The following is a 14,649-nucleotide window of genomic DNA, read 5'->3' as shown; positions in this document are numbered from 1 at the left end:
TCTTATTGTTCTCCCCGAAAGGTGTACACGGCCCTGTAGGAGCTGCCGAAGGCTGCGATCTTTTGACTTTGATGGTTCGAGATCAAAAGATCGCAGCCTTTGGCAGCTCCTACGGTCCATCACAGGCACCGAGCATCCTCCAGCCATCCATGCTTTGCAATGCTGGCGAGACCGACCCGTCACACGTTGTGCCAGAAGCGGTACAAAGTGTCACGGGGACCGTACCGAAACCGTCACAGATGGAGTCCGCCGGTCCGACAAAAACCGCGTAAAGCCTTGATTTGCCTGACCTGCAAGGCAGTGGCCCGACCTTTGCTCTACGCTTATAGCAGGCGCACATGCGCTCTCCCTTATAAGCACAAAAGCCAAGGAGAAATCACCATGCGTTACGCTCACCCCGGTACTGAAGGCGCTATCGTTTCGTTCAAGAGCAAATACGGTAACTACATCGGCGGCGAGTTCGTCGCGCCTGTTAAAGGTCAGTACTTCACCAATACCTCGCCAGTGAATGGCCAACCGATTGCCGAATTCCCCCGCTCCACGGCCGAAGACATCGAAAAGGCCCTGGACGCTGCCCACGCGGCCGCCGATGCCTGGGGCGCCACGTCCGCCCAGGCTCGCTCGCTGGTGCTGCTGAAAATCGCCGACCGCATCGAACAGAACCTCGAAGTCCTGGCGATCACCGAATCCTGGGACAACGGCAAAGCCGTGCGTGAAACCCTCAACGCCGACATCCCGCTGGCGGCCGACCATTTCCGCTACTTCGCCGGTTGCATCCGCGCCCAGGAAGGCAGCGCCGCCGAGATCGATGGCAACACCGTGGCCTATCACATCCATGAACCACTGGGCGTGGTCGGGCAGATCATTCCGTGGAACTTCCCGATCCTGATGGCCGCCTGGAAACTCGCCCCGGCCCTGGCGGCCGGTAACTGCGTGGTGCTCAAGCCTGCCGAGCAAACGCCGCTGGGCATTACTGTGCTGATGGAGCTGATCGGCGACCTGCTGCCGCCGGGCGTGCTGAACGTGGTGCAAGGCTTCGGCAAAGAAGCCGGCGAAGCGCTGGCCACCAGCAAACGCATCGCCAAGATCGCCTTCACCGGCTCGACCCCGGTCGGCTCACACATCATGAAATGCGCCGCCGAAAACATCATTCCGTCCACCGTGGAGCTGGGAGGCAAATCGCCGAACATCTTCTTCGAAGACATCATGAAGGCCGAGCCAAGCTTCATTGAAAAAGCCGCCGAAGGCCTGGTGCTGGCGTTCTTCAATCAGGGCGAAGTCTGCACCTGCCCATCCCGCGCCTTGGTGCAAGAGTCGATCTACGACGACTTCATGAAAGTCGTGATGAAGAAAGTCCTGTCGATCAAACGTGGCGACCCGCTGGACACCGACACCATGGTCGGCGCCCAGGCGTCCGAGCAGCAATTCGACAAAATCCTTTCGTACCTGGAAATCGCCAAGGGCGAAGGCGCCGAGCTGTTGACCGGCGGCAAGGTGGAAAAACTCGAGGGCAATCTGTCGACCGGGTATTACATCCAGCCGACCCTGCTCAAGGGCACCAACAAAATGCGCGTGTTCCAGGAAGAAATCTTTGGCCCGGTGGTGAGCATCACCACCTTCAAGGACGAAGCTGAAGCCCTGGCCATTGCCAACGACACCGAGTTCGGCCTGGGTGCCGGCCTCTGGACCCGCGACATCAACCGCGCCTACCGCATGGGCCGCGCCATCAAGGCCGGTCGTGTGTGGACCAACTGCTATCACCTGTACCCGGCGCACGCCGCGTTCGGTGGCTACAAGAAGTCCGGCGTCGGTCGTGAAACCCACAAGATGATGCTCGATCACTATCAGCAGACCAAAAACCTGCTGGTGAGCTACGACATCAATCCGTTGGGCTTCTTCTAAAAAGCGTGGGCGATGCAGATGTCTCTGCGTCGCCCTTCAGATGGCCATCGCGAGCAGGCTCGCTCCCACATTGAATTTGGGTCAGCCCCCAAAAGTGGATTCACTACCTAACTCTGTGGGAGCGAGCCTGCTCGCGATGGCGTCCTCAATGACACACCAAACATCGCCCTGCCGCTCTGGCACGGGCTTTGCGTGCCCGCTTTACACGAAAACGTCGTACCCGAAAGTCCAACAGATCAAAAAATAATAAAGACAGCGAGGACTTATGACTTCTACTACACAGCTCAAACCCACACTCGGCACCCTGCATTTATGGGGCATTGCCGTCGGCCTGGTGATTTCCGGCGAGTATTTCGGCTGGAGTTACGGCTGGGGCACCGCAGGGACCCTGGGGTTCCTCGTCACCGCGTTAATGGTGGCGACGATGTACACCTGTTTCATCTTCAGCTTCACCGAATTGACTACCGCGATTCCCCACGCGGGCGGGCCGTTTGCCTACAGCCGGCGGGCCTTCGGTGAGAAAGGCGGACTGATCGCCGGCATCGCCACCCTGATTGAGTTCGTCTTTGCGCCCCCGGCGATTGCCATGGCCATCGGCGCCTATCTCAACGTGCAATACCCGGAACTGGACCCCAAGATCGCCGCCGTTGGTGCCTATTTCGTGTTCATGGGCTTGAATATCCTCGGCGTCAGCATCGCCGCGACGTTTGAACTGGTAGTCACCGTGCTGGCGGTTGCCGAGTTGCTGGTGTTCATGGGCGTCGTTGCGCCGGGCTTCAGCTTCAGTAATTTCGCGCTTAACGGCTGGTCGGGCGCCAACGAGTTCACCATGGGCTCGATTCCCGGCATCTTTGCGGCGATTCCCTTCGCGATCTGGTTTTTCCTTGCGATTGAAGGCGCGGCGATGGCGGCCGAAGAAGCCAAGGACCCGAAACGTACGATTCCCAGGGCTTATGTCAGTGGCATTCTGACCCTGGTGTTCCTGGCCATCGGCGTAATGGTGATGGCGGGCGGCGTTGGCGACTGGCGTCAACTGTCGAACATCAACGATCCGTTGCCTCAGGCAATGAAAGCCGTAGTCGGCAACAATTCGAGCTGGATGCACATGCTGGTGTGGATCGGCCTGTTCGGTCTGGTGGCGAGTTTCCACGGGATCATTCTCGGCTACTCGCGGCAGTTCTTTGCGCTGGCCCGGGCCGGTTACCTGCCTCGCAGTCTGGCCAAGCTCTCGCGTTTCCAGACTCCGCACCGGGCGATCCTGGCCGGCGGCGTGATCGGCATCGCGGCGATCTACAGCGACGGTCTGGTCAACCTGCAAGGCATGACCCTGACGGCAGCAATGATCACCATGTCGGTATTCGGTGCCATCGTGATGTACATCATCAGTATGCTGAGCCTGTTCAAACTGCGTAAAACCGAGCCGAACCTTGAGCGCACCTTCCGCGCGCCGGGCTATCCGATCGTGCCGGGGATTGCGCTGTTTCTGGCGGTGGTGTGCCTGGTGGCGATGGCCTGGTTCAATACGCTGATCGGGTGCGTGTTCCTCGGCTTCATGGCGGTCGGTTACTTGTATTTCCAATTGACCGCCAAACAGCGCTTCGACGCGCCGGCGGATGCGATGCTCGAAGGCGTCTGAGTTGCACCGGCGCCGGGCCTGTTGCCCGGCGCCTGCCATATTGAAGTGCACAACAATCCCCTGTGGGAGCGAGCTTGCTCCGGGCGGCGTTCCGACGATAGCGGTGTGTCATTCAGCATATTTGTCGGATGTAAGACCGCCATCGTCGGAACGCCGCCCGGAGCAAGCTCGCTCCCACAGGGTTCGGTGGTGTATTTGAGTTGTTTATAGAATCAGGAGGACCCCGTCCCATGGCCGCATTTGCCCATTCCGTCGGCGCCCAGACCTATCGCTTCGAGAGTCTCAAGGACGTCATGGCCAAGGCCAGTCCGGCGCGCTCCGGGGACTTTCTCGCCGGCGTCGCCGCCCTCAACGATGGCGAGCGTGTGGCCGCGCAGATGGCCCTCGCCAACATCCCGCTCAGCCACTTCCTGCAAGAAGTACTCATTCCTTATGAGTCCGATGAAGTCACCCGACTGATCATCGACACTCACGACAAACAAGCCTTCGCCGCCGTCAGCCACCTCACCGTCGGCGGCTTTCGCGACTGGTTGCTCAGCGATGCGGCCGACGAACAGAGCCTGCGCGCCCTCGCGCCAGGCCTGACCCCGGAAATGGCCGCCGCCGTGTCGAAGATCATGCGCGTGCAGGATCTGGTGCTGGTCGCGCAGAAAATCCGCGTGGTCACCCAGTTCCGCGGCACGATGGGCCTGCGCGGCCGGCTATCCACCCGCCTGCAACCCAACCACCCCACCGACGAACCGGCCGGTATCGCCGCGAGCATTCTCGACGGCCTGCTGTACGGTAACGGTGACGCGATGATCGGCATCAACCCGGCCACCGATAGCATCGCCTCGATCTGCGCCATGCTGGAAATGCTCGACGCGATCATCCAGCGCTACGAGATTCCGACCCAGGCTTGCGTGCTGACCCACGTCACGACCTCCATCGAGGCGATCAATCGCGGTGTTCCACTGGACCTGGTGTTCCAGTCGATCGCCGGCACCGAAGCGGCGAACGCCAGTTTTGGTATCAACCTGAACGTGTTGCAAGAAGGCTACGACGCCGGTTTGAGCCTGAATCGCGGCACGCTGGGGCAGAACCTGATGTATTTCGAAACCGGTCAGGGCAGCGCTTTGTCAGCCAACGCCCACCACGGCATCGATCAACAGACCTGCGAAACCCGCGCCTACGCCGTTGCGCGACATTTCAAACCGTTCCTGGTGAACACCGTCGTAGGATTCATCGGCCCGGAATACCTCTACAACGGTAAACAGATCATCCGCGCCGGCCTCGAAGACCACTTCTGCGGCAAGCTCCTGGGCGTGCCCATGGGTTGCGACATCTGTTACACCAACCACGCCGAAGCCGACCAGGACGATATGGACACCCTGCTGACCCTGTTGGGCGTGGCCGGGATCAACTTCATCATGGGCATCCCCGGCTCCGACGACATCATGCTCAACTACCAGACCACGTCGTTCCACGACGCGCTTTACGCCCGCCAGACGCTGGGCCTGAAACCTGCGCCGGAATTCGAACAATGGCTGGCGAGAATGGGCATTTTCACCCAGGCAGACGGCAAGATTCACTTCGGCGACAGCCTGCCACCGGCCTTCCGCCAAGCGATGTGGCAACTGGGATGAGTGTTGAAATGGATAAACCACCTGCTGATCCAGAGAACCCGTTACTGGAACTGCGTCGCCTGACACCGGCACGGATCGCTTTGGGTAGAACCGGCACCAGCATGCCGACCAGCGCGCAGCTGGATTTCCAGTACGCCCACGCTCAGGCACGGGATGCGGTGCACTTGCCGTTCGACCATACGGGGCTCAGCTCACAACTGGCTGAACGCGGGCGTGCCAGTTTGCTGCTACACAGCGCCGCTACGGACCGGAACAGTTATTTGCAACGCCCCGATTTGGGGCGAAAGCTCAATGATGAGTCGGCTCAGACACTGCGCGATTACGCATTGGCCAATCCTGGCGGTGTCGATCTGGCAATTGTCGTTGCCGATGGGTTGTCGGCCCTGGCCGTTCATCGCCATACCCTGCCGTTTCTGACGCGGATGGAAGATCAGATTGTGAATGACGGCTGGTCCGTCTCACCGGTCATTCTGGTGGAACAGGGCCGGGTCGCCGTAGCCGACGAGATCGGTGAGCTGCTGGGTGCGAAAATGGTGGTCATCCTGATCGGCGAGCGCCCTGGCCTCAGTTCCCCGGACAGCCTGGGGCTGTATTTCACCTACAATCCAAAGGTCGGGCTGACGGATGCCTATCGCAACTGCATCTCCAACGTCCGACTCGAAGGCCTGAGTTACGGCATGGCGGCACACCGTTTGCTGTATTTGATGCGCGAGGCCTGTCGGCGGCAGTTGTCAGGGGTCAATCTGAAGGACGAAGCCCAGGTTCTGACACTGGAGTCGGACGCAGGAGCGGACATGAAAGGTAATTTCCTACTGAGTCTGCCGGATGCCTGAACCGTTTCCGCATTGCGTTTCTGATTCAGTTTCAGGCAGGATCGAAACACGGCTGCCCGAGTGAGAACCGTTCGCCGTCACAGTACGTGAAGACAGCCACTTGAAGACGAGACCTACCATGCGGATTATTCAAGCGACCCTCGAACACCTGGACCTGTTGACCCCGTTGTTCGTCAAATATCGCGAGTTTTATGGCTCCCTGGCTTATCCGGACTCGTCCCGGGCGTTCCTTGAAAAGCGCCTGCGTCGCAAGGAGTCGGTGATCTACCTGGCCCTGGCCGATGACGACAGCAACAAACTGATGGGTTTCTGTCAGTTGTATCCGAGCTTTTCGTCCCTTTCGCTGAAGCGTGTGTGGATCCTCAACGACATCTACGTCGCCGAAGAGGCCCGCCGCCAGTTGGTCGCCGACAATCTCATCCGCACCGCGAAAAAAATGGCCAAGGAAACCAACGCGGTACGCATGCGCGTTTCCACCAGCACCAATAACGAAGTCGCGCGCAAAACCTACGAATCCATCGGATTCAAGGAAGACACCGAGTTCAAGAACTACGTGTTGCCGATCAGCGACGAGCTGTAAGCCGAAAAGATCGCAGCCCTTATGGGTAAGGCCCTGTGGCTGCGATTGTCTTCTCACTGCGTTCCGAAATTCCTCGCTACAAACTCAACGAGCTTTTCACCTCTCAGCTCGTATAATGCGGACCTTTCCGGCTCGTAAGAAAAACTACACCCGTCTGTAGGCTTTCGCGAAGTCATCCGCACAGGCCTGCCGAGTCGGGCCGTCACCACAGGTGCTCTCCATGGATTTCAACCCGCTCGACATTATTCTGCATCTCGATGTGTACCTCGATTTGCTGGTAAACAACTACGGGCCATGGATTTACGCCATTTTGTTCCTGGTGATCTTCTGCGAAACCGGCCTGGTGGTGATGCCATTCCTGCCGGGCGATTCCCTGCTGTTCATCGCTGGCGCAGTAGCCGCCGGCGGCGGCATGGACCCGGTGCTACTGGGTGGCCTGCTGATGCTGGCGGCAATCCTTGGCGACAGCACCAACTACCTGATCGGACGAACGGCCGGCGAGCGTTTATTCAGTAACCCGAACTCGAAAATCTTCCGCCGCGACTACCTGCAACAAACCCACGACTTCTACGACAAGCACGGCGGCAAAACGGTGACGCTGGCGCGTTTCATGCCGATCATTCGCACCTTTGCACCGTTTGTCGCCGGCGTGGCCAAAATGCCCTACCCGCGTTTCTTCGCCTTCAGTGTTTTTGGCACGATCCTCTGGGTGGGCGGTCTGGTGACCCTCGGTTACTTCTTCGGCAACGTACCGTTCATCAAAAAGAACCTGTCGCTGCTGGTAGTGGGCATCATCCTGCTGTCGCTGGTACCGATGATCATCGGCATGATCCGCAGTCGCCTTGCTAACGCCGCGTCCAAAGCCCAATCGCGCTGACTCACGATGTGGTCCCTGAGCGCCTGGCATCGCCGGCGCACCTTGGCCAAACACCCGATTGCCGACGACATGTGGCAGCGGGTGCGTCATCACTTGAGTTTTCTCGATGGCCTCAGCGCCGCTGAAGACCGGTGGCTGCGCGAAGCCAGCGTGCTGTTCCTCCAGGACAAACACCTGACCGCCCTGCCCGGTGTCGAACTCCACCAGGAGCAACGCCTGCTGCTTGCCGCCCAGGCGCAATTGCCGTTGCTACATCTGGGCGATCTGAACTGGTATCAGGGTTTCCACGAAATCGTCCTCTATCCCGACGACTTTCTCAGCCCTCAGCGCCATCGCGACGCCAGCGGTGTCGAGCACGAATGGGACGGCGAACACAGCGGCGAAGCCTGGCAGCAAGGTCCGATCATCCTCGCGTGGCCCGGCGTGATGGCCAGTGGTGGCTGGGAAGGCTACAACCTGGTGATCCATGAACTCGCGCATAAACTCGACATGCTCAACGGCGACGCCAACGGCCTGCCGCCGCTGCACGCCGACATGCGGGTCAGCGACTGGGCCAAGGTCATGCAAGAGGCCTACGACGACCTTGATCGGCAACTGGACCGCAATCCCGACGCTGACACCGCCATCGACCCGTACGCTGCGGAAAACCCGGCCGAATTCTTCGCGGTCACCAGCGAATACTTCTTCAGTGCCCCGGATTTGCTGCACGAGGCGTATCCTCAGGTCTATGAGCAACTGAAGCTGTTTTATCGTCAGGACCCGCTAACCAGGCTGCGGCAACTTCTAGCCGAAGACCCGGTCTATCAGGCACGCGACTAAGGTCTCTACGACCCTTGGATCGTGGCATCGGCGGCAGAATATGCCTATAATCGCCGCCACTTTTTGGTCAATCCGGCCAAGTGTTTTTGGTCAACTAACGGGGGCACCGCCCAATGAGCTACAGCAAGATTCCGGCTGGCAAAGACCTGCCGAACGACATCTACGTCGCGATCGAGATTCCGGCCAACCACGCCCCGATCAAATACGAAATCGACAAAGACAGCGATTGCCTGTTCGTTGACCGTTTCATGGCCACCCCGATGTTCTACCCGGCCAACTACGGTTTCATCCCGAACACCCTGGCTGACGACGGTGACCCCCTCGACGTGCTGGTCGTGACCCCTTACCCGGTCGCTCCGGGTTCGGTCATCCGCGCCCGTCCAATCGGCATCCTGCACATGACTGACGACGGCGGCGGCGATGCTAAAGTGGTTGCAGTACCACACGACAAGCTGTCCCAGCTGTACGTCGACGTGAAAGAGTGCAGCGACCTGCCTCCATTGCTGATTCAGCAAATCGAGCACTTCTTCGCGAACTACAAAGACCTCGAAAAAGGCAAATGGGTGAAGATCGAAGGTTGGGGCGACTCAGAAGCCGCTCGCACCGAGATCATGAAGTCGGTTGCTGCCTATAAAGGCTGATAACCGCTTCTCTCGAGCGGCTATAACGAAGAACCCCGGTTGATCCGGGGTTTTTTGTGGGCGTTTGAATATCATGTTCAACAGCACATTTAACTGGCAGGCAAACCGGTTTTTTCTTGTTTAATTTTTACAAAAGACGTCTTACATCAGGACTTAAATTTCACGCCAGATTTGAACGTTTTGTTGAATCAAAGCCTTATGCCGCACGGCTAGACTCGTGTTTATGAAAAAGAACAAAACCTGCGGCCCACGATTCAGAATGCTCCTGAAAGAGTTAAAAATCACGACAACGAGATTTGCCGAATTCCTGGGTATTTCCGACCCTCAAACTGTCCATAACTGGTATACCCGCGGAGTTCCTGACTACCGCATGGAAGATGTCGCCAGAAGGCTGTCCGTGAACACTGAATGGCTGAAAACCGGCGAAGGACCGCAAGACGCCAGGGAATTGCATCTGATCGACGCATCCGGCAACACCTTCGACGCCCAGTCAATCCGGGGCACCTATCGGGTCATCGACCCGGTCGATATCGAACTACCCTTTTTCAAAGAAGCGGCAACTGCCCCCGGCTCCGACAAAACCCATGTCATCAAAGACCCCAGCGAATCGATCCGCCTGCCGCGCAGCGATCTTGACTCCCTGGAAATCAACCACGCCGATGCCATCTGCGCCCGCATGGTTGGCAACAGCATGGCCGAAAGAATTGAAGATGGCTCCATCGTCGCCATTGACCGCGGGCTCACGCAAATCGTCGACGGAGAGATTTACGCAATCGAGCACGACGGCATGTTGCGCATCAAATACCTGAGCCGGGTACCAGGCAACGCGATACGCATGCGCAGCCACAACAGCTCCGAATACCCGGATGAAGTCTTCAGACCTCCGCAAATCGAAGAACAAAACATAAGGGTGCTGGGATGGGTGTTCTGGTGGTCGACCCTGAATAAACGCAGGCCGCCCGTACCTTTTCTGTAATCAAATAACTTTGTAGCAGCTGGCGAAGCCTGCGTTCGGCTGCGGAGCAGTCGTAAAACCATCTAACCCGGTGTTTCAGATACACCGCAGATACTGGATTCACGACTGCTGCGCAGCCGGACGCAGGCTCCGCCAGCTGCTACACGTAACCGCAATCGCTCTAGGTCGCACACCATGCTGGGAATTCCCCCAAAAAATCAGTATGCTGCGCCCCACATTTGCGCATCGACCCGCCCCATGGCGTCAGATCGCACCGACAAGGCAGATGATTTTCTCGCCGAGTCCCACAGCCGGACGCAAGATCCGGGTGTACGTTTTGAAGGCTGGCGCGGTTTACCAAAAATGAACCAAGCCAGTCCCCGAGAAGCCGGCCACAAGCCGGCTTTTTAATGTCTGAGAGAAAGCTATTCTCAACTTTGGAAGACATATTTATCGAGCACAGTTTTTTGTGCCAAGAATCGAGTTAACAGATCGCTGAGCGATGCTTGGTTACTTGCGTTTTCTCGGTGCCAACAACTCTGAACGGCCAATCTGCACTCGACTGCTCTCTTCCGCTCGCGGCCCTGAAAAACCCGCCTCCGTAATGGCGGTATCCAATCCTCGAAAATGCGGAGCCGCTTTCGGACTACGTAATGTTTCCATACCTTCGTTCCAGGCATGCACCATATGTTTGGCCACATCACGCCAGGCGGGCTCGTTTTTCGCGGCTTCGATCACCTCTTTTCCCACGGTGACAGCCGACTCGCACAGTTGCTCGACCATCGTGGCGTACTGACGCGGGGGAATACCCAAAACACCATTGAAGAAGATCTCAAGCGTGCGGCCCGGCGTCCAGGTCTGCCTGCCTCCCACAGATAAACCTGGGGGGTTTGAAGCGAAACGGGGATAAGCCTGAGTGGTCACCAAGTCATAGATCGGTGTGAAGGCGACGTCGGCTCGCGAGGTGTAATAGAGCGCGATGTTTTTGGCGTGACAGTCAGCGTTTCGCACCACGTAGTTAGCCAAAACGTGCCAGCCTAAGTGCTCACGCTGCTCACGTAACCGGTCTCCAGGTATGTAGGGCCGGGTGGCGTTCCACACACGTTCGGTGGTGGTTGCATATTTCTCGTGGGGCGGTAACCCCAACAGCCCGCAGGCATCTTCCAGCCCGCAGCTCGGCTGGCCGTTTTCATCCACATCAAAACGATCTACGACCAAGACGCGACCATCCTCAGACATCCGGCAGGTGGCTACCGGTACGACCTGTAGCCGCTCCAATACCTGCAGGGTGTAAAACTCGTTGAAGCCCAGGAAGGGTGTCGTATCGTCCGAACCTTTGATGATGTGAAAACCGGTACGCAGCGTGGGTTTTCCCAGAGGAATAGCGTCATGTTCAACATCGTTTGCAATGAACTTCGGAACGACACCGGAGACAGCGGCGCGTGCGTAACGACGCACCAGCGTCGCAAAATGTTCGCTGGTATTTTCAGCCTTCAGCAGTTGGCCTATTTCCAAAGGCTCTAGTTCGCCCCCGGGTAGAACGCCTTCAGGTGTCACCGCTACCCGACCAATCCCCGCGCCACCGATCACAGCAAGTAGAGATAAGTCGGTGCCGTCCAGCAATGCACCAAACTCTTCACGAATGACTCCAAGCAAGTATCCCTCCGGCAGGTTCTGGCGAAAAAACGGGAAAAGATCTCGGGGCCAGCGCCACGGCTCTTCACGGACAGGCAATGCCAAGCTGACGAAGTCTGTTACTGCCGTGCCGGGGAGATATTTCAAAACATACTCATCGCGCTCTCGATAGAGCCGGGCGACCATTTTCCCGCTGACGTGGACATCTAAAATCATGAGTCTGAAACTCCGGAACGCTGTTCTGCGAGGATGTCCTCGACCGTGCGCCCGTGACCAGCCTTCACCAGTTTCAAGTCATATCCGGCAGCGTCCAATAGGCGCACCAAAGCCGATACGCTCATATCGCCTTTCGCCATGGTTTCCATGCGCGCCACTGTCGACCGTGAGACCCCGGCGCGGGTGGCCAAGACACCTTGGCTCAAATGAGCCTCGCGCCGGGCGCGTTTCAGCATTTCAGCCACATCAAACAAGGTGGTCATTTGTAGCCCTCAAGCATCAAAAATCGCCAGAACGACGATTAATGTAGCCCTAGAGGCACAACGCTGCAAGGCTAGCAATCGCTTCAGAGAACGCCATTTCGTAGCCCAAGAGCCACAAATAAAGCTTAACTCATTGAATCTGTAGCCCCTGTGCATCAATTTTCAAGTATCTAGCAAATGGGCACTGATTAATCAAATTGGCAGCAACCTGCTGCCCGATTGGCCCCTCACGGATAACTAAACCCCTTAACCAACGTCAACTCCCCCACCGCCCGCATCGGCACCAGAAACGTCTCCATCTTCTCGTTCGGCGTCCCTTCCTCCGTAATCACCGTGACCTGTGCGGTCGTCAGCGGCTGAACCGCCTCCTCCTGCCCCTCATCATCACTGCGATACCCGCCCCCAAAGTAGTTCACATAGACGAGGTATTGGCCCTTGATCGGCGCCGGCATGGCGAATATTTCCGGGCCGTAGCCCGTCGTCACGTCAACATCGAGCGCCGCGCCATTGGGCGCAACACGATCGCCGTACCAGATGTGCGCGCCGTCGGGGGTGATGAGGTGCAAGTCGAGGTCGGTGCCGTCACTGTCCCAAGCCAGTAGCACCCGCAACTTCGCCGGAGTGGCTCCGCCGCTGGCGTTGAGGAATTGCGTGCGATGCCGTTGCTGGCCGTCGGGGCTGCGGACTTCAACGCTGTTGCTGCCATTGGGGAATGAGAACGGACGATCAAAGCGGCCCGCGGGGTCGATTTTCAGCGGCATGCTGACGCCGTTGACGATCAACCGGCCCGGCTCACCAGACTTGGGCGTCGCGTTGATTTGCCCAGTGATGCGTGCAGTGTTGGCCTGCCCCACCGGGGTGTTCACCGAAGAGGCCGGGTAGTTGACGATCTGGCGAAAGTTTTCGCCTTCGCCTTCAGGCGCACCGGTGCGCCAGCCGCCAACGGGTGTATCGAGTTTGGCGGCGCTTTCGGCGGCGAACGTCGTCGGCCATACGCAAAAAGAGCAAAGGAACAGGAAGACCTGTGGATAACGGAGTTTCATGGCCTATTCCAGCAAGAGGTGGCGGGCGAGCCCTTCGATGTAGGTTTCATCCTGGCCGTTGGGGTGTGCTTCGAAGGCCAGGTGCAGGTATTCGTGGGTCAGGTCGAGGCGGTCTTGTAGCGACAGCACGCCGCGCACGTAGATGCGTTGGCGTTCGCGGTCGACATAGGGGCGGCCGAAGGCCAGGCGGCAGACGGCGAAGGTGCTGACTTCGTTGTAGCCAACCTCATTTTCCAACCGCGGACGCCAGCCGCGGCGTTGGTTCAGCAGCCAGTCTTGCGCGGCGGGGAGCGCTTCGCAGGAAGCGACTGGATTGTCCCAGCGGCTGAGGCTGGCGCGGGGGTAGGCGTGGAGCAGGATGGCATCGTAGCGTTGGCCGGCGTTGGCTTGTTCGACGGCTTGCTGCCAGGAGAGCTTGTCCGGGCCGGGCTGGTCGGAGTGGTAGGTGACGGTGCTGCCGGCGAGGACCAGGTCCCTGGTCCAGGCGGCGATGTGGCGTGATTCGGCCGTGGCTGGACGTGGTGCGACGCGTTGCCGGCTGCTGCTGTCGTCGATGCTCAGGCAGTCGCCGTTGCGGGTAGCGTTTTGCAGCAGATACGTGCGGATGGCGATGGCCAAAGCTTTGGCGGCTTCGGCGGGTTCGGGTCTGGCTTCGCGTTGCAGGACGCGGGCGACGTATTCTTCGCGGTCCAGACGGGCGATCAGTGTGTCTTTCAGCAAAAACAGTTCGCCGTCGCTGTGGATATCGAGTTGGTTGCCGTTGGTGAATTCGACGCGGTAATCGCCCAGCAAGGGCCCGGACTCAACAACACGATCCCCCGCCAGAACGCGCCCGATGGGATAGCGTGAAAACAGCCCCACCTCGACACACCGTCCCGCATCCAAAGGCCAATCCACCGGCAACACCGAAGCCAACGCCCCACCGTAGTGACGCAGGACCATTTGACTGGTCCCACGCCCACCCGCCCAAACCGGCGTGCCATCCACTGTCCACCCGGCAAAACCACCCTGACGCGACGAAGGGTCCTGATCCCCCAACCAGCTCCAGGTTTTCACCCGCAACCGGCCACCGAGTTCGCCCACAACATTGCCGTCAGCCGCATTCAACACCACATCCAGCAACACCCGCCGCGCTTGATCCTGCGCCGGCATCACGGCCAGCATTCGCAGCAACTCAGTCACTGAAACTCGCGTGGAAGGCTGCAACGAAGCCAAATCCAGCAACCACTCCGGTGCCCGCCGCGCCTGCCAATACGTGCGCCAGTCAGCGCCAGCAATGCCCAACCGCTGCGGCTCAAAGTACAACCCGCACGACTTCACCAAGGCCTGATCGCGCTCAATCTTGCCGCCCGCCGTGCAGCAGTAAATTTCGTCTTTCGATTGACCGCGACATTCGTAAGCCGGCTCATGGGCATTGGTATCCACCAGCCAGCCGTACACAAACAACTTCCACACACTGCCCAGCGGAGTCTGCACATCAGCAGGCAACGGCTCGCGCGCGATCACCTGAGTCCGGCTCAAGGACAGTAACTCACCTTTAAAAGCCAGCCGCAGCGGCTCCTCCTGCGCTGTCGCCAGCGCAGGGATCAAGCACAGCAGCCACCAGACCAGAGGTCGGGTCATG

The 14,649-nt window shown here is 58.7% G+C and carries 13 protein-coding genes; 9 read left to right on the top strand and 4 right to left on the bottom strand.

Features of this window, described 5'->3' with window-relative positions; all coding sequences use genetic code 11:
- Nucleotides 1-381 precede the first annotated feature (381 nt).
- From exaC to JFU47_RS20865, 9 genes are all read left to right on the top strand, one after another.
- Nucleotides 382-1,902 (top strand): acetaldehyde dehydrogenase ExaC, encoded by a 1,521-nt coding sequence (gene exaC, locus JFU47_RS20905; protein ID WP_201185400.1) that lies wholly within the window; start codon nucleotides 382-384, stop codon nucleotides 1,900-1,902.
- 265 nt (nucleotides 1,903-2,167) lie between these two features.
- Nucleotides 2,168-3,538, top strand: a complete 1,371-nt coding sequence (gene eat, locus JFU47_RS20900; protein WP_123367675.1) for an ethanolamine permease — start codon at nucleotides 2,168-2,170, stop codon at nucleotides 3,536-3,538.
- A gap of 230 nt (nucleotides 3,539-3,768) precedes the next feature.
- Complete coding sequence (locus JFU47_RS20895) at nucleotides 3,769-5,163, top strand: ethanolamine ammonia-lyase subunit EutB (RefSeq protein ID WP_201185398.1); 1,395 nt, start codon at nucleotides 3,769-3,771, stop codon at nucleotides 5,161-5,163.
- Between the two features lie 8 nt (nucleotides 5,164-5,171).
- Nucleotides 5,172-5,996, top strand: coding sequence for an ethanolamine ammonia-lyase subunit EutC (gene eutC, locus JFU47_RS20890; protein WP_170206213.1), 825 nt, complete (start codon nucleotides 5,172-5,174; stop codon nucleotides 5,994-5,996).
- A gap of 118 nt (nucleotides 5,997-6,114) precedes the next feature.
- On the top strand, nucleotides 6,115-6,576 hold the full coding sequence (locus tag JFU47_RS20885) for a GNAT family N-acetyltransferase (RefSeq protein WP_201185396.1): 462 nt from the start codon (nucleotides 6,115-6,117) through the stop codon (nucleotides 6,574-6,576).
- 220 nt (nucleotides 6,577-6,796) lie between these two features.
- Nucleotides 6,797-7,453, top strand: a complete 657-nt coding sequence (locus JFU47_RS20880) for a DedA family protein (RefSeq protein WP_056743613.1) — start codon at nucleotides 6,797-6,799, stop codon at nucleotides 7,451-7,453.
- Nucleotides 7,454-7,459: 6 nt separating this feature from the next.
- Complete coding sequence (locus JFU47_RS20875; protein WP_201185394.1) at nucleotides 7,460-8,272, top strand: M90 family metallopeptidase; 813 nt, start codon at nucleotides 7,460-7,462, stop codon at nucleotides 8,270-8,272.
- A gap of 113 nt (nucleotides 8,273-8,385) precedes the next feature.
- A complete protein-coding gene (ppa, locus tag JFU47_RS20870) occupies nucleotides 8,386-8,913 on the top strand; it encodes an inorganic diphosphatase (RefSeq protein WP_123367670.1) in 528 nt (175 codons plus the stop codon).
- 223 nt (nucleotides 8,914-9,136) lie between these two features.
- Nucleotides 9,137-9,889, top strand: a complete 753-nt coding sequence (locus JFU47_RS20865) for a S24 family peptidase (RefSeq protein WP_140893725.1) — start codon at nucleotides 9,137-9,139, stop codon at nucleotides 9,887-9,889.
- A gap of 489 nt (nucleotides 9,890-10,378) precedes the next feature.
- Here the strand turns inward: JFU47_RS20865 and JFU47_RS20860 are convergent, their stop codons facing one another.
- The 4 genes from JFU47_RS20860 to JFU47_RS20845 form a co-directional block, all read right to left on the bottom strand.
- Nucleotides 10,379-11,719 carry a type II toxin-antitoxin system HipA family toxin gene (locus JFU47_RS20860; RefSeq protein ID WP_201185392.1) on the bottom strand — a complete coding sequence of 447 codons (1,341 nt, stop codon included), beginning with the start codon at nucleotides 11,717-11,719 and terminating at the stop codon, nucleotides 10,379-10,381.
- Nucleotides 11,716-11,982: a helix-turn-helix domain-containing protein gene (locus JFU47_RS20855; protein ID WP_201185390.1), complete on the bottom strand. Its 267-nt coding sequence runs from the start codon at nucleotides 11,980-11,982 to the stop codon at nucleotides 11,716-11,718. The genes JFU47_RS20860 and JFU47_RS20855 overlap by 4 nt, the downstream gene beginning before the upstream one ends.
- A 227-nt stretch (nucleotides 11,983-12,209) precedes the next feature.
- Nucleotides 12,210-13,025 (bottom strand): YfaP family protein, encoded by an 816-nt coding sequence (locus JFU47_RS20850; protein WP_033054117.1) that lies wholly within the window; start codon nucleotides 13,023-13,025, stop codon nucleotides 12,210-12,212.
- A gap of 3 nt (nucleotides 13,026-13,028) precedes the next feature.
- Nucleotides 13,029-14,648, bottom strand: a complete 1,620-nt coding sequence (locus JFU47_RS20845; protein WP_201185388.1) for a DUF2300 domain-containing protein — start codon at nucleotides 14,646-14,648, stop codon at nucleotides 13,029-13,031.
- Nucleotide 14,649: the final 1 nt, after the last annotated feature.

It is taken from the genome of Pseudomonas sp. TH39(2020) (assembly GCF_016650715.1).
Classification (GTDB): Bacteria; Pseudomonadota; Gammaproteobacteria; order Pseudomonadales; family Pseudomonadaceae; genus Aquipseudomonas; species Aquipseudomonas mandelii_C.
Note: the sequence above shows the minus strand (reverse complement) of the source record. Positions and strands in the feature narration are given on the sequence as shown.